Raw genomic sequence first — 20,371 nt, 5'->3', positions numbered from 1 at the left:
CCATGGCCATCGACATCGACGCGCTGCTACAACCCTTGAGCGAATCGGCGCCTTGTGGCGAAGACGTGAGTTTTTCCGAGGTTTACGACCGCATCCGCGAAGAGCGGCGTGCGGATGATCCGAGTTTGTCGCAAGGGGAATGGAAAACTGAACTGAAAACGGCCAACTGGCGTAGTGTCGTCGATCTCAGTAGTCGGGTGCTGAGTAGCCAGAGCAAGGACCTGCAAGCGGCGGTCTGGCTTGGGGAAGCGTTGATTGCCCGACATGGCTTCGAAGGCGCGGCCGATGCCTGCAATCTGCTCGACGGTTTGCTGGAGCATTTCTGGGGCGGCCTCTACCCGCCTGCCGAAGGCGATGACCTGGACGAGCGCGCCTCGCGGCTGGCGTGGTTTGATCAGTACGCCAGCCGAGCGTTGCGCATGACCCGACTGAACAGCACTGAACCCGCCATGAACCTCGGCCACTGGCATAGTTCTCGCGAAGTCGACAACCTGGCCAGGATAAACCGGGAAGCCTGGCAAGCCGCGATTGATGAAGGGAAGTTGGATGGCGAAACGTTCGACCAGGCAATCAACAAGAGCGGCCGCGACTTTATCGTCAATACCCTTGCCACTATTGAGGCCGCTCAACTTGCCTTTCAGCGACTCAGTGACCGAATCCAGTCTTGTTTTGCGCGTCAAGCCCCAAGCTTCGACGAGATCGGTCAGGTTCTGGAACAAACCCAAAAAGTCATGGGCCGCGCAGCGCAAACACTGGGCCTGAACGTCAGCGCTCCGAGCCCCGCCCCCGTCAGAGCGCCGGATGATCCCGCCCCTTCTGCGAAACAAGCCCCTAGCTCCGATATGCAACCTGGCGTTGCCCCCAGCCGTAGCTTCGCCGCCCCCCCACCAGCCACAAAGCAAGACGCATTGCGTCAGTTGAAGGAAATCGCCGAATACTTCCGCCGTAGCGAACCCCATAGTCCCGTAGCATTCTTGCTCGAACGCGCCGTGAGCTGGGCAGATATGCCGCTGGATCAATGGTTGGGCGAAGTGATCGATGATGACGGGATGTTGGGGCGGATCAGGGAGATGATTGGGGTGCAACGATCATGAGGCCACTCGGTGACCGGCCTCTTTGATTAAACAATTCTTTGGACGCCGAAGGACAGATATTGTCAGCCGGAGATAAATCCAAAGTTCATGTTGGTTTGCTTTGTCTGAATACACCGTTGGTAATAGGCCAGGATGTCTCGGGTAACGCTGTCAATATTTGGATTGCGCGTAAGCACAGACATCTCGGTCGCCGCGAAGACCTTGTTATCCTTCGATACATTGGAACCAATGTAGAAAGAGACCGCCCCCACCGCATTGGCTGCATAGATACCCGAAAGCGCGCGCCAGACGATGAAGCCGTTTTCCTTCCAGGGGGTCAGGTGGTCCAGGTGCTTGGCCCAGGCGAGCAGATCCGAGCATGGTTGCCCGGGACAGCGTATTCGGGCGAGGACATCGGGAAGAATTTCTTTGTCGGCGAAATTGGCATTGGTGCGTTTTAAATCTGACAGCTCCTGCCAAACAGGCTTAAAGAAATTTCCTGCATACAGTAGTGTTTTTCCAGGCGCCGCCCGGATCTGTTCACGTAACGCTGGACTCTGTTGCAAGTACCCTAGAAGCTCTTTAGTCAACTTATGCAGTGACATATCAATTCCTCAACGACCGACTTTCTCACCATAACCTTCTTAATCGTCGTTAATCTTTCAGATATAACATTTTTTAAAGTCGGTTTTTTTGGAGGTATTAGGCTTCAACTGGCTAGAACTGTATTTGGTTTAGTGGTAGCAGCTATATACATAGTAGCCAAGAATTTTACCTGGATCGACACGCCCCGCAAGACCGAGACCGGGAGCAGGATTTTTTATCGTCCTAATTTCAAAATGAAGGTGTGACTCAGAATTAGGAATCTCGGGATCAACTCCGGTTCGGCCTGTATAGGCAATCATTGCGCCTTCAGAAACAAAGCCATTTTTAAATATCCTTTCTCCCAGGTGAGCATAAAAGGCGTAATAGACATCCCCATGAAAGTTAAATTGGAGAGACAACCAATTACCGTAGGTCTTGCTGACTCCATGCGTGAGCTCACCATCGGATATTGCAAAAGCAGGTGTGCCAGGTTTGGCCAACAGATCCCAACCTTGATGCACTTGAGAGTGATTCTTCCTTACAACTCCGAATGTATTACTGATTGGATTGTAGGCACCATACTGACTTGGTCGAATCTTCATCAATACTAGCGGGGTTTTCATTTTTGGCACCTCGATCTATATCAAGCTAACTTAGCCAACAGCACAACTATCGATTAAAATGGAAAGATAGCCAGAATCCATCACACCAGAACCAGAATCTGCAACAACTTGTTCGGAGCGCTTAATACCTGCCATCATCAGTAATCCTTGCTTTGTAAAGCATACAGCCGGACACCGATCTTGCCAGTCGTGAGTTGAACCAGTTTATGGTACCCGCTTTTTTCATCCCTCCGTTTGGATCATTGAAATACACATTTTCTGAATCCGCACCTGTTAGCACAACCACATGGCCAGGGCCAAACCAAAATCCGGCACACCAAATCGGGCCATGTAGTCTCAAAAGCAACTCTAATTGCTTCGCGTCCCAATTTGGTAACATATTGATTGGTTTAAGCCCCTCGTTCTGGGCGAGTAGCGCGAACTCTGCCGGCATGATTCCCCTGCTTTTTGATTGTTCCCAGACAACGGGAGCGCCGAGTCGTGGTCCCGGAAAAAAATAGTAAGCGACCATACAGACAGCTGCGTACCAGCACTCGTAAGGACGATGTTGTGCTACTACTGGGACGGTTAGCTGAATGCTCATACGTTTCTCCAGTAAGGTATCGAATGGCTCATAACTTAAATGAGCTGCCCACTAGTAGTGTGGATGATCATTTCATCAACCAAAATAGCGAGATGCCGGCGGTCGATCAATTCAAATAAATCAACGAATTAACCAAGCAGGCTACTAGCAATACCAACAGCAATACTGTGCTAGCTGTCAAACAGCCTGGTAATCGCTCTATGTCAGTAACAAGACTCGATTCGGCCGGTATCCGTCCAACACTGCGACTTGACCACTTCCAACAATTCTAGAACAAATACTTCTGTTAACAATCGAATACGGTCAACTTAGCCAGCACCTCAAAATACCGCATAAGTCTGAGTATGCAACTGCAACTCAGTATCAAACTGCACCTGCTGCCGCTCTTTACCCAGTGATAGCAACCCCTCGACTTTAAAGCGAAGGCTACGCTGAGGGTCGAACAGTGGATCGAGTGTTACCCGAATCCGCGATAGGCGCTTTTCGTGCAAGGCGATGGCCCGTTCCAGGGCGCGGCGAATGTCTTCGCAGTCTTGCGGGTTGCGCAGGCTCAAGGTGGAGAAGTCGGGTATGCCAAAGGTCAATGAAGATTTGCGGCTCTCGACGAAAGCCGCCGGCACCCGCCGCGCCGCTTCAGAGCGGGTATTGAGCAGCACTTCGAGATCGCGCGCGAGCAGTTCACGGCTTTCGTGCAGTGGCATCCCGCGGCCGCTGTCTTCTGGCACGGCCTTTTCGGTAAATCGATCGAAGATCGAGCGCATTGGCTTCTTCTCCTCATTGCACCGTACTGATCGCGTGAATGCGGCGTGACACGGTCTACGTACTTCTTCTACTCCAAGCGACTAGCCGTCAATGTCGAACTCGCCGGCTGGTCACTTGCTGCTTTCTTTTGGCACTCAGATGGCCTTGTTGAGGTGGCGGTCGTAGCCGGCAAGGATAAATCCCTCCAGTGAACCGTCGCTTTTTTGCGGCGCGTACTCGTACTTGATCTTGGCATAGTTGAGACTGAGCGACTCATACGGAATCGAACTCCCGTTCCCATTTCCGTTCGCGGCGCTGATGTGATAATTGGAGATCAATACGTCGTCCAGCGTGACCTTCAGGTACTCGACCTGACCGCCACTCCCACTTGCCTTGCGGCAGCTCAAAACGATGTTCTTGATGTGCTGTCCTTCGGCAACCGCCTTGAGCAGTTTCGGTGTGGACTTGTCGGCATGCTTGGTAATGCTGATATCGGAAAACTCAGCCTTCCCAGAACCACCGCCACCGCCATGTCCCATCGTGCCCAACTGGCTCGCCTGGCATGACCAGGACTCGATATCGATCTCGCCCTTGTGTTTATCGTCTGTGGATTCGCCGGGGATGCCGTCGATCTTCATAAAAAAGTCTGTTGTCATGGATCATGCCCTCGCAAGGTTCTCAACGCGCCGACTTGGGAAGCTCGGCAACCATTCGCAGCGAAACGCTCAACTCATCCAGCTGATAGTGCGGTCGCAGAAAAGCGACTGCCTTGTACGCCCCGGGCTTGCCGGGAACATCTGCCACCTCGATACGCGCCTCGCGTAGCGGGTATTGCGCTTTCATTTCCTGTGAAGCGGAGTCGTCCAGTAATACGTGTTGGGTAACCCACTGATTAAGAAAGGTTTCCACACTGGCCTTGGAGGCGAAGCTGCCGATTTTGTCGCGCATCATCGCCTTCAGATAATGAGCAATACGACTCACCGCAAATATGTACGGCAACTGAGTGGACAACCGGGAATTGGCATTGGCCGCATCACTGTCGTACTTCTTGGCCTTTTGCGCCGACTGCGCGGAAAAGAACGCCGCATAGTCGGTATCCTTGCAGTGCACCAACGGGATGAAACCGAGGTCGGCCAGTTCCTTTTCTCGGCGGTCGGTAATAGCGATTTCAGTGGGACATTTGAGCGCCACCTCACCGTCGTCAGTACCAAAGGTGTGGGTCGGCAGGCCTTCAACCAAGCCTCCGCCTTCAACACCGCGGATCGCTGCGCACCATCCATAGCGTGCGAATGCATCTGTGACGCGGGCCCCAATTGCATAGGCCGCATTGGTCCACAGGTACTTGCTGTGGTCCTTGCCCGAAACGTCCTCCTGAAAGTTGAACGCATCCACCGGTGCCGTCTCCGGACCATAAGGTAAACGGCCGAGCACATGGGGCATGGCCAGCCCGACATAGCGGGAGTCTTCAGAAGCGCGGAAGGATTGCCATTTGTTGTATTCCACCGTGTCGAAGATTTTTGCCAGATCCCGTGGGCCGGACAATTCGGTGTGGCTGTCGAAACCAAACATTTCTGCCGAGGCCGCAGAAAGGAACGGCGCATGGGCAGCGGCTGCGACATGCGAGATTTGCTCCAGCAGGTAAAGGTCTTCAGGGTGACGGCCAAACTCAAAGTCACCAATCAACTCGGCAAAGGGCAAACCACCAAAGGTGCCGTACTCTTCCTCGTAGATCTTCTTGAACAGCGCCGACTGGTCGAAGTCCGAGGCGCTCTTGAGGTCGCGCACCAGGTCCTTCTTGCTGGCATTGAGCACCTTGATCTTCAGGCTGGTGCTGGTTTCGCTGCTGTCCACCAGGTACTTGAGCCCACGCCAACTGGCCTCCAGTTTCTGGAACTCGGGGGCGTGCATCACCGTCGACAGTTGCTCGGAGAGCAGGCCGTCGAGCTGGGCTATTCGCGCATCGATGGAGGCGATGGCATCTTTGGAGATGCTCATCTCGCCCTCGCTCACCTGCGCCACCAACTCGGCGATCAGATCGCGGGCGCGGGCTTTTTCGGTGTCGGTGCGGGCCACTCGGCTCTGCGCCAGGATGCTGTCCAGTAATGTCGGCGCCTCGCTGGCAGCCTCCGTGGATGCGGCGCTGCCAGGTTCAGTCTGAGTATCGGCCATCTCGTGCTCTCCTGTGAGGTTCAGTCCTGCGGGCGGTTGCGTGGCCAGCGTCAGCTTTCTTCGGGTTTGGCAGGTGCTTGATGGCCCATTTCGCGGGTCAGGCGGGCGATCTGATCGGTATTGTTCAATACCTCACCCAGCAACTCTTCGAATCGATCGTTGCCGGCCATTTTGTTGCGTAGGTCCGCCAGCTTCTGCCGCGCCTCCAACAGCTTGCGCAACGGCTCGATCTGCTGCACCACGCCTTGGGGCTCGAAGTCGGCCAGGCTGGAGAAATGCAACTCCACGCCGATACGGCTGTTGTCATTGGCCAAGCGATTGTCCACCTGGAACTGCAGGCGCGGTTTCATGCCTTTGAGCACATCGTCGAAGTTGTCTTTGTCGAGGTTGACGAACTTGCGTTCCTTGAGCTTGGGCAAGGGTTCTTCAGGCTGACCGCTGAAATCGCCGAACACCCCAGCCACGAACGGAAGCTCTTTCTTTTCGATGGCGTCGCCAATTTCCACGTCATAGGTCAGTTGCACACGCGGTGCACGGACCCGGTCGAGCTTATGCTGCGTACTTTCCTTTGCCATGCGGGCAATCTCCACGAACGCCCGGTCGGTGCGCCGGAGCATTTGCCTCAATTTAGGTCGTGGTGACTGGCGGGGGTATTGGCCGGACGGCCAGTTGGATATAGGCAATTCGCTCTATGAGCGCGACTCGGCGAACAACAGGCGATGCGTATTCAACCCTTGCGTCGTTCGCCAAACACTTGCACGGCGAGGTTACCGCGATGGTGAAACAGCGAGGCGACGATGGCCTCCCTCAACACCCGCGGCGAGACCGGTTTGTGCAAGACCGGGATACCGGCCTGGGCCACTGCATGCAAGCGTTCAGGCTTGGTTTCACCGGTGACCATCAGCCCTGCCGGTGGTCGCTCGCGAACATTGTCCAGTTCATGGATGCCGCGCAGCACATCAAGACCGTCGCCGTCACCGAGCAATAAATCGGTCAACACGATATCGACTGGCTCCTCCCAGGCCCTGGCCAGCTCCAGGGCTTCGCCCACGCTGGACGCCACCTCGACGATCATGCCCCAGTTGTTCAATACCATGCTCAAGCTCTCGAGGATCACCGGCTCGTCGTCCACGATCAGAATCCGCAGTCCATTCACCGGTAATGGGTGCGCGGCATCCACCGGCAAGCGTTCGTCCTCCCGGACAGATTGACTGGCATCTTCAAGCCAGAGGCTGATGACTGTTCCCCGGCCCCAGACTGATCGCAGCCGAATGGGAACCGACATTAACTCGCATAGCCGCCGCACCGTTGCCAGTCCCAGGCCCATGCCCCGGCTGGTACGTGCTCCACGCTCGGCACCGTTGGCGGCCTTGGTCATCATGGGTACCTGATAAAAGTCCTCGAACACCCGTTCCTGATGCTCCGCCGCTATGCCGACGCCGGTATCCCAGATGTCGATGCGGATCTTTCCATCGGACTTGCGTGCCCCCAGCAGAACGCCACCCTGCAGGGTATGGTGCAAGGCATTGGAGACCAGGTTGTTGATCGTTCGCGCCAACATGCCGTAGTCACTGCGAACGTGTAGATCGGTCTTGCGCACGATCAACCGCAACCCCTGCGATTCTGCAATCGGCCTGAAGTTGCGACTGGCTTCATCGAACAGCGTATCGAGCGGTTGGTCCGACCACTGCGGCAGCACCACTCCCGAATCCAGCCGTGAGAGGTCCAGCAATTCAGAGAACAAGCGATCCAGCGCTTCGACGCATTCCTGCATGCGTTTGACATGTTCACGCCGCACCGGATCGGTTTCGTCGTCCTTCAGGGCATCGATAAACAGGGTGAGCGCGTGCAACGGCTGGCGCAAGTCATGGCTGGCCATTGCCAACAGCCGGGTCTTCGACTCGCTCAATGCCTGCAGTTGCGCATTCTGAAAGATCAGCTGTGTCGTCGCCGCATCGATCCGCGCCTGCAGGTTCTGCCTACGCTCCAGCAGCGATTGCGCGGTACTGTTGAAACCACGCTGGAGCCGACCGATATCTGCTTCATCGTTGACGTCGACCTGGGCCAGAACGCCCTGGCCCAATTGATCCATGGCATCGGCCAGGATGTGAATCGGCTTGCTGACCGTGCGCGCCACCCACCAACTGACGCCACCAATCAGCAGCAACCACCCCACGAGCAGAGCAAAAATCAGCTGATCCTGCTTGCGGCATATCAGTTCAATGGTGTCCTTGCTGTACTGCAGCACCACTTGGCCCTGCGAGGAACCCAGGGTATTGACCACCGGGATTTCCACTTCCAGCTCCTGTTCGCTGGCATCGGCGCGCCGGGTTTGCGCCAACACTTCTCCTGATGAAGAAAGCACCTTGATACCCTGCAACGGCGGGTGGTTGACGGCGGCTTCGATCAGTTGCGCCAGACGCGACCTGTCACCCAGCGCCATGGGTGCTTGCATGTGAATGGCGAAAAGTGTTGCTTCCAGCCTACCCTGCTCCACCAACAGCTGGGTCAGCTCCTGCCTTGAATAGCTGCCCAAGACCAGCATGGCCACAAAGGTCGCGATAAACGACGGCACCACCGCGAGCAACGCCAGGCGCATGAACAAGGGCATAGACAGCAGCCAGATGCGCAGCGATTGTCTGCTCAGCCAGCGCGGGGACGCCACTTTATCCGGGCGGCGGGGTGCAGACTGTGACTCCTTCACTGATTTGGCAACCATGCGAATTACAACGCTCCACGGTAAAAGACAGTTTCCTTGAACCCCGATTGCTGACAGATCACTAGCATGATGGCTGGGGCACTCAACCTTGTTTGATAGCAACAGGCCATTAGCAATATATGCAATAAATTCGGGGGTTGCCGCCCGCTTGCCCCGGCTTTGCTCACCGTCTGTCGGAGAACCTTGCCCCAGGCTTGCGCCCTCCCCCCACCCGCTCACTGGCATAGGCCATTCGGCAAATAGGCCATGCCATGACGCCTCTCTAGACTGTGTGAACTGGTCAAGCGCTGCCTGCTGGAGTTCGCACGATGCTCGACACGCTGTTGCCCTATTACGAGGAAGAACTGCTCGCGCTGCGCAAACTGTCGCGCGACTTCGCCGAGCGCTACCCGAAAATTGCCAGCCGACTGCTGCTCGATGGTGACGCTTGCGAAGACCCCCATGTCGAGCGTCTGCTTGAGTCTTTTGCCTTTCTCACTGCGCGTATCAACAAAAAACTCGACGATGACTTCCCGCAAATCAGCGAAGCGTTGCTCTCGGTGCTCTATCCACACTTCCTGCGTCCAGTACCGTCGATGTCCATTGCGCAACTGTTGCCCACGGCCGGGGTGACCCTCAACGCCATGCAGCCCGTGCCTTGCGGTACGCTTCTGTTGACCCGCCCGGTGCAAGGAATGGCAGTGAAGTACCGTTGTGCCTGGCCCGTGGAGGTCTGGCCGATAAGCATCACCCAAGCCAGCTGCACTTCGGCGCAGCGCAGCAAGGTGTCCGCCGGGAGCGTCGCGAGAATCAGCCTGCGCTTACAAGCCAGCGGCCAGTTGAGCCTTGGCCAGCTCAAGCCAACTCGACTGCGACTGTACCTGGACGGTGAAAGCGCCTTAGTGCACTGCCTCCACGAGCTATTGCTCAACAGCGTAGAGCGCATCGTGATCAGCCCGGCTGAAGGCGAACCCGCCGCTGATTCGTTGATACTGCGGGCCGATGCCTTGCAGGCTGTCGGCTTCGCCGCGGATGAGGGGATCCTCGATTACGACCCCCGCTCGTTTATCGGTTACCGGCTGATCCAGGAATACTTCACCCTGCCGGAAAAATTCCTTTTCATCGACTTGCTCAACCTGGACCTGAGTCGCTTCGCCCGTGCCGTCGACATTCATATCGAATTACGTCCGTTCGGGCGCCCCGAGCGGCTGGCACGCCTTGTCCAAGGGGTTGGGGTCGAGACGTTCCGCCTGCATTGCACGCCGGTGGTCAACCTGTTCAAGCAACAAGCCGAGCCCATCCGCCTGAGCCATGAACTGCACGAGTATCCGGTGATACCCGATGTACGCCGGCCGTTGGGGCTTGAGGTGTACAGCATCGACAACCTGTGCCGTCATACGCGAACGGCCCGGCAGGAAACCCTGACTCACTACCTGCCTTTCTACTCGGTGTTCCACGGCACTGCCGGCGAAGACAATCAGGGCGACCGCGACACCTGGTGGATCGCCCGGCGCGTGCCCTCGGTGCATGGCGATGACGCCAGCGATCTGCGAATTGCCTTGGTCGATCGCCAGATGGATCCCCGCCTGCCGGCAGCGGAGAGCCTCTCGATCAGCCTCACCTGCACCAATCGTGACCTGCCCTCGCTACTGCCGTTTGGCGGTGATGACAGTTTGCTGCAACGCGAGGATGGCGGCGCGGTGGGCTGCGCGCGCTTGCTGAAAAAGCCCTCTGCGACCTGGCGAGCGCCCATGCGCCTGGCGAATCAATGGCGCCTGATCTCACACCTGGCGCTCAATCATCTGTCGATCGTGGAAGGTGGGCGCGAGCCGCTGCTGGAAATCCTCAGCCTGTACAACTTCGCTGACTCGGCGAGCCTGCGTCGACAGATCGCCGGAATCGTCAGCATCCACTCGACTCCAGGCCTCGAACTGATCGGCCAGGCACCGCGGCGAGCCTGGGTTCGCGGCACTGAAATTACCGTGACCTTTGATGAGGACTTGTATGTGGGCAGCGGCATCTACCTGTTGGCCAGGGTCCTGGATCTGTTTTTCGGCCTCTACTGTACGGTCAACTCCTGGACTCGCCTGAGTGTGCACAGCCGCCAGCGCGAAGAGCGGGTTGTGATGTTTCCGGCGAGAGCCGGCGCCCACCCTCTGGCCTGAGACCATGAAACCTAACGACCTGCATGCCCCACTCTCACGCTTGCACGAGCAGCCCTGGCGGTTTGCCTTTTTCCAGGCGGTTCGACTGTTGCAGCGCAGCGAAACGCAGGGCTACTGCAGCAGTCAGTCAGGATTGACCTTTGCACCGGGTGAAATTTCCAGCCTGGAACGCGCGCCTTCCGGCGCCTGGTGTCTGCGCGTCAACTTTCTCGGGCTATGCGGCCCCAACGGCGTGCTGCCACGTCATTACAGCGAATGGCAATTGGCGCTGGAAAGGCGCAACGAACACGCTGTCAGCGATTTTTTCGATCTGTTCAACCAACGACTGCTGGACCTGTTCTGGCGCGCTTGGGCCCATCACCGCGCCGAGGTCGGCGTGGAGTTGAACCGAGGTCCCGGAGCGCTTGGCCATGTCTATGACTTTATTGGCCTGGGCACGCCGCTGTTGCGACCGGGCACTCGCTCGTCGGCCGGGCTGCCCGCCGCGGCACTGGGTTACTACAGCGGGCTCATCGCCCAGCGCCCCCATGGGCCGGGCACGATTGCCCAGATCATGAGCCACTGGCTACAGGCACAGGTGGTGGTCCAGTCTTGTGTCGGCACCTGGCAACGCATACCGCCACAAAGGCGCACGCGCCTGGGCAAAACCTCGGCCCGGCTGGCGGATGACTGCCAACTCGGCAGCCATTACTGGGATCGCCAGAGCACCCTTCGACTGATCGTTGGCCCACTGTCGCAACAGGCCTTCGAGGCGCTATTGCCCTGTGCATCAGGACATGGTGCCAGGCTGACCGGTGCCGTGGAACTTGCGCGCTTCATTACAGGCCTGGCCATCGATTTGCGGATTCGCCTGGCACTGGCGGCGGACCAGGTCGCCCCGATTCGACTGGGCCGAACAACCCACCTTGGCTGGAGCACCTGGCTCGCCGGCCAACCTGGCGGCAAGCCTCGCCTTGCTGCCGCCGAACATTGTGAGTTCCGTTTCAACGCGACTGGAGAGCAATCATGGCGGTGAATCTGAGTGCATTGGTGGCGCGTCTTGACCCGATCTGCAAGAACGCCATGGAGGCTGCCGCCGGATTGTGCCTGGCGCGCACCCACTACGATGTCGAGGTCGAGCACCTGTTGCTCAAGCTGCTCGATGCCACGGACACCGACCTGACACGGATCCTCAAGCATTTCGGCGTCGCCCCGGCGGCGCTGGAACGCGAACTCGAGCGCACCTTGAACAGTTTCAAAAGCGGCAACAACCGCACCCCGGCCCTGTCGCCGCAACTGCCAGCCCTGCTTGAGGCGGCCTGGCTCTGCGCCTCGATCGATTTTGGTGAAGCGCGCCTGCGCAGCGGCCATTTGCTGACAGCCTTGCTGGGTAGCGAAGACCTGCGCCGCCAGGCCGGTGCCTGGCTCAAGACGCTTGCAGGAATAGACAAAGAGGCACTGCGCCGTGATCTGCACGCCATCACCGGACAATCCGCCGAAGCGCAACAGGCCCTGGCCCTTTCCGATACCGCGACACCAGGAAGCAATGAGCAAAGCCCCGGCGACGGGCGCCCCAGCGCCACGCCCAATCTGGACCGTTACTGTGTTGACCTGACCCAACAAGCCCTCAGTGGCAAGCTGGACCCGGTGCTCGGACGTGACGGCGAGATTCGCCAGATGATTGACATCCTCGGCCGCCGGCGGCAAAACAACCCGATCCTTACCGGTGAGCCCGGAGTCGGCAAAACGGCGGTGGTCGAAGGCCTGGCCCTGCGCATCGCATCCGGTGACGTACCGCCAAGTCTGGCCAAGGTCAGCCTGCTGGCCCTGGACCTGGGTCTGTTGCAGGCGGGTGCGAGTGTCAAAGGCGAGTTCGAAAGCCGGCTCAAGGGCGTGGTGGACGAAGTCAAACGTAGCGCCCGACCGATCATTGTGTTTATCGACGAGGCCCATACCCTGATCGGCGCCGGGGGCGCCGCAGGCCAGAATGATGCCGCCAATCTGCTCAAGCCTGCGCTGGCGCGTGGCGAGATGCGCACCATCGCGGCGACCACCTGGAGCGAATACAAGAAATACTTCGAGAAGGACGCGGCCTTGGCCAGGCGCTTCCAGGTCGTGCGCGTCGAAGAGCCCGATGAAAACCTCGCTATCGATATGCTGCGCGGTGTCGCCCGGTCTATGGCAGCGCACCATAAGGTGCGCATTCTCGACGAGGCGGTACAAGGTGCCGTGCGTCTTTCTTCGCGCTATCTGGCCGGTCGTCAACTGCCAGACAAAGCCGTCAGCGTGCTCGACACTGCCTGTGCACGCATTGCCATCAGCCAGAACTCCACCCCAAGTGACATAGAACGACTGCGCCACCTGATGGACAGTCTGGCGGTCGAACGCGACCAGCTACTGCGCGAAACTGCCAGTGGCGGTCTGCATCAAACCCGCCTTGAAGAGCTGGATGAACAGCGCTGCCAAGGCGAAACGGAACTGGTGCAGCTTGAACAGCGTTGGGAGCGTGAGCGCGAACTGGTCAATCAACTCATCGCCCTGCTCGACGCGGTGGAGAATCCGGACGACTCGGCCGCCAACATAACCGACGGCAAGACCAGCTCCGAGCAGATCAGCCTGCTGCGCCAGCAACTGAGCGAACTGCAGGCTGACTCGCCCATGCTGCATGCCCTGGTGGATGCCAGCGCCGTGGCGGATGTCATTGCCGGTTGGACGGGCATTCCGGTCGGGCGCATGGTCGCCGACGAAATCGATGCGGTCCTGGCCCTCGAACAACAACTGCAGCAGCGCGTCATCGGCCAACCTCACGCGCTTTCGGCCATCGCTCGACGGGTGCGTACCTCCCGGGCCAATCTGGAAGATCCGAACAAGCCCAAGGGTGTCTTCCTGCTGGTCGGCACCTCGGGTGTCGGCAAGACCGAAACCGCCATTGCCCTGGCTGATGCGCTGTACGGCGGTGAACGCAATATGGTCGTGATCAACCTGTCCGAATACCAGGAGGCCCATACCGTCTCCAGCCTCAAGGGTTCCCCCCCGGGCTACGTTGGCTATGGCGAGGGCGGCGTACTTACCGAGGCCGTGCGGCGGCGGCCCTATAGCGTCGTTCTGCTGGATGAAATCGAGAAAGCCCACCCTGACGTACTCGAGCTGTTCTTTCAGGTCTTCGACAAAGGCACCATGGAAGACGGTGAAGGGCGCGAGATCGACTTTCGCAACAGCCTGATCATCCTCACCTCCAACGCGGCCACCGACCTGATCATGCAGGCCTGCCGACATGCGCAGACACCGCCGTCGGTGGACGAACTGAACGATTTGATCAGGCCCGAGCTCAATGCCCAGTTCAAACCGGCCTTCCTGGGTCGTTGCACGGTCATTCCCTATTACCCGCTGGCCGATGCCGAACTGCGATTGATCGTGGAGTTGAAGCTGAAAAAAATCGCCCGCAGGATCGCTGACAATCACCATGCGGACTTTACCTGGACTCCCGCACTGGCCGATGCAGTGGCCGCACGCTGCAAGGAGGTAGATGCGGGAGCGCGCAATATCGATCACATCCTCACTGGCAACCTGTTGCCCGCCATCGCCGAACAGATCCTTGTAAAGATGGGGGATGGCGTTGCCTTCAGCCAGGTCATGGTCGACATGGGTGCAGACGATCAATTTGTAACCCGGGTCGAAACCTGAAGCAGTCGGAGGCCCCATGCCCTACTCACAGCAATCGCGCCCCTATATCTTCTCCTCCCCCCTGGGTGCCGACCTGATGCTGCAGAGTTTCAGCGGTCGCGAGGCGTTGTCGGAGCTGTTCAGCTTCACCCTGGAACTGCGCTCTGAACGCGACGATATCGACGTGGTGGAATTGCTGAGGCAGAAAGCCACGCTCAGCCTCGATCTGGACAATGGTGAAGAGCGTTACTGGTCAGGCGAAATCGCCAGTTTTACTCGCAGTGGGCAGTCGCAGCGTTTCACCCATTACCGCTGCGAGCTGGTGCCGCCTCTCTGGTTTCTGCTGCACCATCAGGACACACGGCACTTCCAGCAGCTGAGTGTGCCGGACATCATCAATCAGGTGTTCGCCGAGTTCTCTTTCCACGATTACGAAACCCGGCTTGGCAACCCGCACAAGGCACTGGAGTACTGCACTCAATTCCAGGAGACCAGCGCGGATTTTCTGGCACGCCTGATGGAGCAGGATGGCATCCACTACTTTTTCGAATACGAGAAAACCCGCTGCAAGCTGATCCTTTGCGACAACGCCGATCACTATCAACCCCTGTTGGCATCGCCTGTGCGCTTTCACTACAGCGATGTGATCCAGGAAGACGACTGCATCAGCGCCTTGCAACGCCGGCACAGCCTGCGTACAGGGCGTATCGTCATGCGCGACTTCAACTTCGAGCGGCCGCACAACGACATGCAGGTCTCGGTCGATACCCTTTCCCATAAAGGCGACAACCAACCTTTCGAGCGCTTCCTGTATGCCACCGGTTACGACAAGCGAGAAGACGGTGAACGCTTGGCCCGCTTGATGATGGAAGCCGAAGAGACACGCCACGAAACGCTCTTCGGGGAAAGCAACGTGCGCCTGCTCACACCGGGTTATCGCTGCACCCTGATCGACCATCCGGTGGATCAGATGAACACCGAATACCTGATTACCAGCGTCGAGCACCAGGGTTGCAACAACCTTGATGACGACAGTGCAGCGCGCTACAGCAACAGCTTCAGTGTGATTCCCTTGAAGGTCCCCTTCCGCTCGCCCCTGGCGACCCGCAAACAACGAATCCACGGGCCTCAGACTGCCTTCGTGGTCGGCCCCAAGGGCGAAGAAATCCACACCGACGCGTACGGCCGGGTCAGGGTGCAGTTTCATTGGGATCGGCGCGGCCACTTCGATGAGCGCAGCTCCTGCTGGGCTCGGGTGGCCCAGGCCTGGGCTGGCAATGGCTGGGGCGCGTTCTTTTTGCCCAGGGTGGGTCAGGAAGTGCTGGTCAGTTTCCTGGAAGGGGATCCTGACCGCCCCATCATCACCGGCTGCCTCTTCAACGGCGTCAACCTGCCGCCCTATGCCTTGCCACAACACCAGAGCCGCAGCACCCTGAAAACCTTGAGCACACCGGGCGGCGGTGGCGGCAACGAATTACACTTCGAAGACCGCAAGGGAGAAGAAGAGATTTTCATTCACGGCGAGCGTGATCTCAATGTACTGGTCAAGCAGACCATCAACGAGCAAGCCAATGAACGGGCCGTGAAGATCATTGCCAATCACAGCACCAGCACCGGCGGTAGCTGGACGCTGGAAACCAAAGGCAAAACCCAGATCACCTGTGAGGACGCCTACAACCTCAACGCCCGTCAGGACATTGTCCAGGCCAGCCAGGCAAATCTGACGCTGCTGGGACAGGCCGGTATCGAAATCGGCTCGGACAGCTCTGTCACTATCGAAGCGAAAACCAGTATCAGCCTGAAGGTCGGCGCCAGCTTCATCGTTTTGTCGCCTGCGGGTATCGACATCAGCGGCCCGTTGGTACGCATCAATAGCGGAGGCAGTCCGAGCGCCGTGACGACAACGGCGCAAGCCGCGCTCAAACAGCTGTTTCCACAACTGACGGCGGCCTTCGGAGATGTCACTCACATCGAGGGTAGCGACCGCACTCCAGACTACCAAAGCACCACCGCCCCGTTGAACGCCATCGAGCGGCTGAAACAGGACCCCAACGCCTATGTCGACGCTCGCGCCGGTGGCGCTTCGCCCGAGACAACCACAGTGGCTCAGAGCCAAGGCAGTGCTGAGCAGCAAGTGCAATCCCAAGCCCTGCGCAATGCAGCACGCAGCGGTCAACCCTTCGTTGAGCACTAGCAGGCCAAGGCATGTCTACCGATTCGCTGTTGCGCACATTGCGCCATCATCTCTTTGCCGACCCCAGCCGAAAGGTTTACGCCATCCTCGATGGCTGCCAGATCGAAGACCTGCCGGCGTGGCTCAAAAGCAGCCAAGTCGTCTGCGCATGCCTGTTTGACGGCCCGCTTGATCCGATGCTGGAAGCGGCGGCCCCACAAATTGTCACACTCGCGGGCGACCAGCCGATGACTGAAGCGATCCTTCGCGAGGGCTGGAACAAGCAATGGGGAGTCATTTTGCTGACACCGGCGCGAATTGATATCAGCGCCTTGCGCCAGCATTTGCGCAGCCTGCTGATGGTTGACCTGCCAGGCGGGCGCCATGCCTTGTTCCGTTTCTATGACCCGCGCGCGTTCAAAGCCGTGCTGCCGCACCTGAGTCAACGACAACGCAATGCCTTGTTCGGCCCCATCAGCGCCTGGCTGATGGAGGGCAACAGCATCGACACCGCGCTGTGTTTTGAGCCAGGGCAAGGAGCCGAGGGCCGTGAGCTACAGCTTTCCCAATGAGGCAGACTATGCAATTCGACCGCCAGCAACTTGTCTCGATAGGTACCGACCATCTCTGCCAACAGCTGCTTTCATGGCAGCAAAAGCACCTGCTGCAGACGTCCTTCAGTACCGCCCAATTCCCCGCCCTGGCCAAGGCGGCTCGCCATCATGGCGTGCCCAGCCAACGCGGTATCGCCGCCTGGAGCCTGCTAGGGTTCGAGCATGATACTGATCCGCAAGCCCAGCAGTGTCTGGACGGCTGGCTCGCGACCCCCTCCATTGGTTCCCTGGAGCGAACATTGCTGCTGGAAATCTGGCTCTGCACAAGTCATTTCGGCAGATCCTCGACCGGGCAACCTGGCCTGCACGCAGCCCTTGGTCAGTGTTTAAGCGGCAGCGACGCCCGCACACGTAGCCAGCAGGCACTGCAAGAGGCGGCCAGGGCGTGGCAAATGACCTGCGACTGCGTGGTTCACCCCTTGGAACAGGCGATGTCGGCACTGCGTGCGGCACTGCCTGGCGGAACCGAGACCGCGCTGCTACAGCACGCCGTTGCGCTGCTGGACGGTTTGCCTTTACTGATCCAGTCCCTGCGTGACGGCCGCACGAATCTGGACCAGGCCTGCGCAGACAATCGCGCGGGGCACGCGGCACAGTCTCTGGACGCTTGCTGGCAAACGCTGGACAGCCAAACCCGACATACCTTGCCAGGTTTGATCCTGGCTCTGCAGTCAAGCCTGGAAAACGCCCAAGAGCGGTTGGCACTGAGCGCCGCAGTAGCGCTTGAACAGGCTCAGGTGCTGCTGGCACGGATAGATTATTTTGTGGCGTGTCTGCCATCAGCCTGTGCCGGCGCGATAGCATGCGTACGAATCGCCTGTCTGTTGCTAGAGCGAGGTTGTCTGCCTGCGCTGGAAGCGCTACGTCTGACACTGCTCCAACAAAATCTGAGCGCACCTGATGCCGATATCGATGGCGCCAGCCGTGCCTGGTACGCAGCCCTGTGGCGCTTGCCCGACGACTTCCCCACTCGCGCCGGACTGGCGGTAGAACCACTGAACAAGCACGTCGATCCGCTGCAAAGCCGCACTTCACTAGGGAGCGCCTTGGCCCAGGCCACCCTGTTCAATACCGTGCAAGCCCTGGAAAGCATGCTCAAGCCGTCTGCTGAAGCACTGATCGAGCAGATCGCGGCGCGGCCCGGCCCTGGCCATCCCCCTTCGCCTACCCTGAATCAGTCTGGCAATGCACTGACAAATGCCATGTTGCAACTGGACGAACACATCGCCACGCTGAACAGATTGATTGTGGAGCTGGATCAAAGCGACGAGCCAGAACCGACACTGGCCAATACTCTGGACGATGTGCAGCAGTCATTGCAGTCGCTGATTCAACTCTTGCAGACGTTTGAGCCCGCGCAAGCACAGCCCTCGAATGCAGGGGAGGCTTTTCATCGTTGCGCTAGCTTGCTGAGTCGGAACCTGCGCGAATCCGCAGCGCTGCTGGCGACATTGTCCACCCCGTGAATGGCTTTTTGCAGTAGTTCAGGGGATCTGTACGGTGCATTGTCCTGCATAGACAATGCTGATTACGCCGCCGTTCACACAGGTGCAGCAGCTGCAATCGTTGAGCTGGGGGATATTGGTCAGTAACACGGTTGGAGAACCCGGCACCCAGGGCGCAGGCGTAATCGGCAGGCACGGCACCGGTGAGCCCAGGGCCGCAATCACCCCCGGGTTCGAAGGGCTGGAGCACATGCCGAAACTGGGAATGTTCAACAGCGGCTTGTGATCCAGAATCGTTGCCACCGGTACACCTGATGACGACAGCCGCTGGGTCGGCAGGACGACGAGGCTGGTCATCCCGGGTGGCAGAGCAAAGGGGCAGCGCAACAAGGCCCCGTGAACCACCTGTAAAGACATGGTCGAACCTCTCTTGAGCGCCGCCTGCACTCACGAAGGTTTGGCGGTTACTTCAACGCGACGGTTGATTGGATTTTTCGGACTGTTGGCATCCAGTAACTGGCTGAACCCCTTTCCATCCGACGTGATCCGCGAAGCCTGCACGCCCTGGTTGACCAGGTACGCCTTGACTGAACCAGCCCGTTGCCTGGAAAGCGCCAGGTTGTAGTCCGCGGAGCCTACTGCATCAGTATGTCCGACCACACTGAACGAGTAGTTTTTCAGCTCGCCGGAAGCCAGTGCCTTAGCCAGCTTCTGCAAGACCGCATAGGACGATTGGGACAGTTGCGCCGAACCAAAATCGAATTGCACCTGCAACGACAACAAGCCTCCTGCCGGATCTTCATTGGCCGTGGTGGGCAGCGTAGTCGCCTTGGCGGCAGCCCCCGGGCGCAATGAGCGGGTGCGCGTGTCGCCCACGTCGCTGCCACCCTCGCCCTTCAGCTGTTGCACCATCTCGTCGACCGAAAAACTGTTGGCATTCTGGCTCCAGGCACTGCTGGCGATGAGTAGCCCCATGAGTGAGCCCAACATCACCAGCACCCGCTCACGAGATATCAAAAATGCAAACATGATCAAGACTCCTGTTAGAGCTTCCTGATCGATGATACTGAGCGCGAAGGACGTACTTGGCGATACACCATAGGGCATAGTCCGGTCGCACAGGCTTCAGACTATCGGGTGGCGCGCATAGAACCTACGGGGTATCGACATGCACCAGCAGCGTTATCTACATTTTCGCCATGAAACCAGCCCCCCCACTCGCGCCGCCACAGCGTTACGCCGCTCACCCCGATGATGCGGAAACGTCTCAGCGTGCCCCCCAGGAAATGCGCCAGATTCTGCATGCCATGGGGTTATACCTGGACAGCCTGCAAGCCCGTGCGACGATCATGCAAAAGCCCGTGCTCAGTTATCTGCAAGACAGCGTACTGAGCCTTGGAACCCTGCTTAATGATTTGAATGACACGCCCGTGAAAGTTGCCAGATTGCCATCGAATCTACCTCCACTGGGGCTGCTTGGCATGAACTGCCTGGTCGTCAGTGATAACCCTGAGGCGGTGCAATCCACGGTCAGGCTCTTGCAGGCATGGGGATGTGAGGCGCAGGGTGCAGCGCCAGCCGGTGAAGCGTCGGCATTGCTGAACAGTAACCACCGTTACGAAGTGGTGCTCTGTGACCTGTATCACCAGGATCAACGTTTATTGCTTTCGCTACTGGAGCAGGTGCATCGCTTGCAGCCCAAGGCACTACCGATCGTTGTCGAGATGCTCTCGGTGGTCTGCGCCCCTGAAGCCGTCGAGCCTACGCGCCTGCTCCGCCCCTTGGCACCCGCCAAATTACGCGCCTGTCTGTTGGCCAGCAGGCTGCGACTTTGAAAGGCTCAAGCAACCCTGCCCCCCT

18 protein-coding genes are annotated in these 20,371 nt (G+C 58.5%); 8 read left to right on the top strand and 10 right to left on the bottom strand.

Going from position 1 to position 20,371, the window contains the following annotated elements; translation table 11 throughout:
* The first annotated feature begins 2 nt into the window (after positions 1-2).
* Positions 3-1,094: a type VI secretion system protein TssA gene (gene tssA / locus ACA079_RS15360; RefSeq protein WP_497704189.1), complete on the top strand. Its 1,092-nt coding sequence runs from the start codon at positions 3-5 to the stop codon at positions 1,092-1,094.
* 62 nt (positions 1,095-1,156) lie between these two features.
* Here tssA and ACA079_RS15355 read toward each other — a convergent pair whose 3' ends face one another.
* From ACA079_RS15355 to ACA079_RS15320, 8 genes are all read right to left on the bottom strand, one after another.
* Positions 1,157-1,678, bottom strand: a complete 522-nt coding sequence (locus ACA079_RS15355; RefSeq protein ID WP_497704188.1) for a hypothetical protein — start codon at positions 1,676-1,678, stop codon at positions 1,157-1,159.
* A gap of 129 nt (positions 1,679-1,807) precedes the next feature.
* Positions 1,808-2,281 (bottom strand): M23 family metallopeptidase, encoded by a 474-nt coding sequence (locus ACA079_RS15350; RefSeq protein ID WP_497704187.1) that lies wholly within the window; start codon positions 2,279-2,281, stop codon positions 1,808-1,810.
* A gap of 121 nt (positions 2,282-2,402) precedes the next feature.
* The gene (locus tag ACA079_RS15345) at positions 2,403-2,864 is read right to left on the bottom strand and encodes a papain-like cysteine protease family protein (protein WP_497704186.1); all 462 of its coding nucleotides are present in this window, start codon (positions 2,862-2,864) and stop codon (positions 2,403-2,405) included.
* A gap of 320 nt (positions 2,865-3,184) precedes the next feature.
* A complete protein-coding gene (gene tssE, locus ACA079_RS15340; protein WP_497704185.1) occupies positions 3,185-3,625 on the bottom strand; it encodes a type VI secretion system baseplate subunit TssE in 441 nt (146 codons plus the stop codon).
* 135 nt (positions 3,626-3,760) lie between these two features.
* Positions 3,761-4,261, bottom strand: coding sequence for an Hcp family type VI secretion system effector (locus ACA079_RS15335; protein ID WP_497704184.1), 501 nt, complete (start codon positions 4,259-4,261; stop codon positions 3,761-3,763).
* Positions 4,262-4,283: 22 nt separating this feature from the next.
* Positions 4,284-5,774: a type VI secretion system contractile sheath large subunit gene (gene tssC / locus ACA079_RS15330; protein ID WP_497704183.1), complete on the bottom strand. Its 1,491-nt coding sequence runs from the start codon at positions 5,772-5,774 to the stop codon at positions 4,284-4,286.
* Positions 5,775-5,824: 50 nt separating this feature from the next.
* Positions 5,825-6,349, bottom strand: coding sequence for a type VI secretion system contractile sheath small subunit (tssB, locus tag ACA079_RS15325; protein WP_497704182.1), 525 nt, complete (start codon positions 6,347-6,349; stop codon positions 5,825-5,827).
* A 152-nt stretch (positions 6,350-6,501) separates the two neighbouring features.
* On the bottom strand, positions 6,502-8,385 hold the full coding sequence (locus ACA079_RS15320) for an ATP-binding response regulator (protein WP_497704181.1): 1,884 nt from the start codon (positions 8,383-8,385) through the stop codon (positions 6,502-6,504).
* A 416-nt stretch (positions 8,386-8,801) separates the two neighbouring features.
* Here ACA079_RS15320 and tssF point away from each other — a divergent pair, with 416 nt between their 5' ends.
* The 6 genes from tssF to ACA079_RS15290 are packed head-to-tail and all read left to right on the top strand — an operon-like array spanning position 8,802 to position 18,532.
* The gene (gene tssF, locus ACA079_RS15315; RefSeq protein ID WP_497704180.1) at positions 8,802-10,637 is read left to right on the top strand and encodes a type VI secretion system baseplate subunit TssF; all 1,836 of its coding nucleotides are present in this window, start codon (positions 8,802-8,804) and stop codon (positions 10,635-10,637) included.
* Positions 10,638-10,641: 4 nt separating this feature from the next.
* Positions 10,642-11,652: a type VI secretion system baseplate subunit TssG gene (gene tssG, locus ACA079_RS15310; RefSeq protein WP_497704179.1), complete on the top strand. Its 1,011-nt coding sequence runs from the start codon at positions 10,642-10,644 to the stop codon at positions 11,650-11,652.
* Complete coding sequence (tssH, locus tag ACA079_RS15305; RefSeq protein ID WP_497704331.1) at positions 11,649-14,300, top strand: type VI secretion system ATPase TssH; 2,652 nt, start codon at positions 11,649-11,651, stop codon at positions 14,298-14,300. The genes tssG and tssH overlap by 4 nt, the downstream gene beginning before the upstream one ends.
* A gap of 16 nt (positions 14,301-14,316) precedes the next feature.
* The gene (locus tag ACA079_RS15300) at positions 14,317-16,473 is read left to right on the top strand and encodes a type VI secretion system Vgr family protein (protein ID WP_497704178.1); all 2,157 of its coding nucleotides are present in this window, start codon (positions 14,317-14,319) and stop codon (positions 16,471-16,473) included.
* An 11-nt stretch (positions 16,474-16,484) separates the two neighbouring features.
* Positions 16,485-17,024, top strand: coding sequence for a DUF4123 domain-containing protein (locus tag ACA079_RS15295; RefSeq protein WP_497704177.1), 540 nt, complete (start codon positions 16,485-16,487; stop codon positions 17,022-17,024).
* An 8-nt stretch (positions 17,025-17,032) separates the two neighbouring features.
* Positions 17,033-18,532: a hypothetical protein gene (locus ACA079_RS15290; RefSeq protein WP_497704176.1), complete on the top strand. Its 1,500-nt coding sequence runs from the start codon at positions 17,033-17,035 to the stop codon at positions 18,530-18,532.
* An 18-nt stretch (positions 18,533-18,550) separates the two neighbouring features.
* Here the strand turns inward: ACA079_RS15290 and ACA079_RS15285 are convergent, their stop codons facing one another.
* Positions 18,551-18,928: a DUF4280 domain-containing protein gene (locus tag ACA079_RS15285; protein WP_497704175.1), complete on the bottom strand. Its 378-nt coding sequence runs from the start codon at positions 18,926-18,928 to the stop codon at positions 18,551-18,553.
* 30 nt (positions 18,929-18,958) lie between these two features.
* Positions 18,959-19,540 carry an OmpA family protein gene (locus ACA079_RS15280; RefSeq protein WP_497704174.1) on the bottom strand — a complete coding sequence of 194 codons (582 nt, stop codon included), beginning with the start codon at positions 19,538-19,540 and terminating at the stop codon, positions 18,959-18,961.
* Between the two features lie 170 nt (positions 19,541-19,710).
* On the opposite strand from ACA079_RS15280, the gene ACA079_RS15275 reads away from it, so the two are divergent.
* Positions 19,711-20,346 carry a response regulator gene (locus tag ACA079_RS15275; RefSeq protein ID WP_497704173.1) on the top strand — a complete coding sequence of 212 codons (636 nt, stop codon included), beginning with the start codon at positions 19,711-19,713 and terminating at the stop codon, positions 20,344-20,346.
* Positions 20,347-20,371 lie beyond the last annotated feature (25 nt).

The sequence above is a fragment of the Pseudomonas sp. LBUM1645 genome (assembly GCF_059716185.1).
This window is presented reverse-complemented; position numbering and strand designations above follow the sequence as displayed.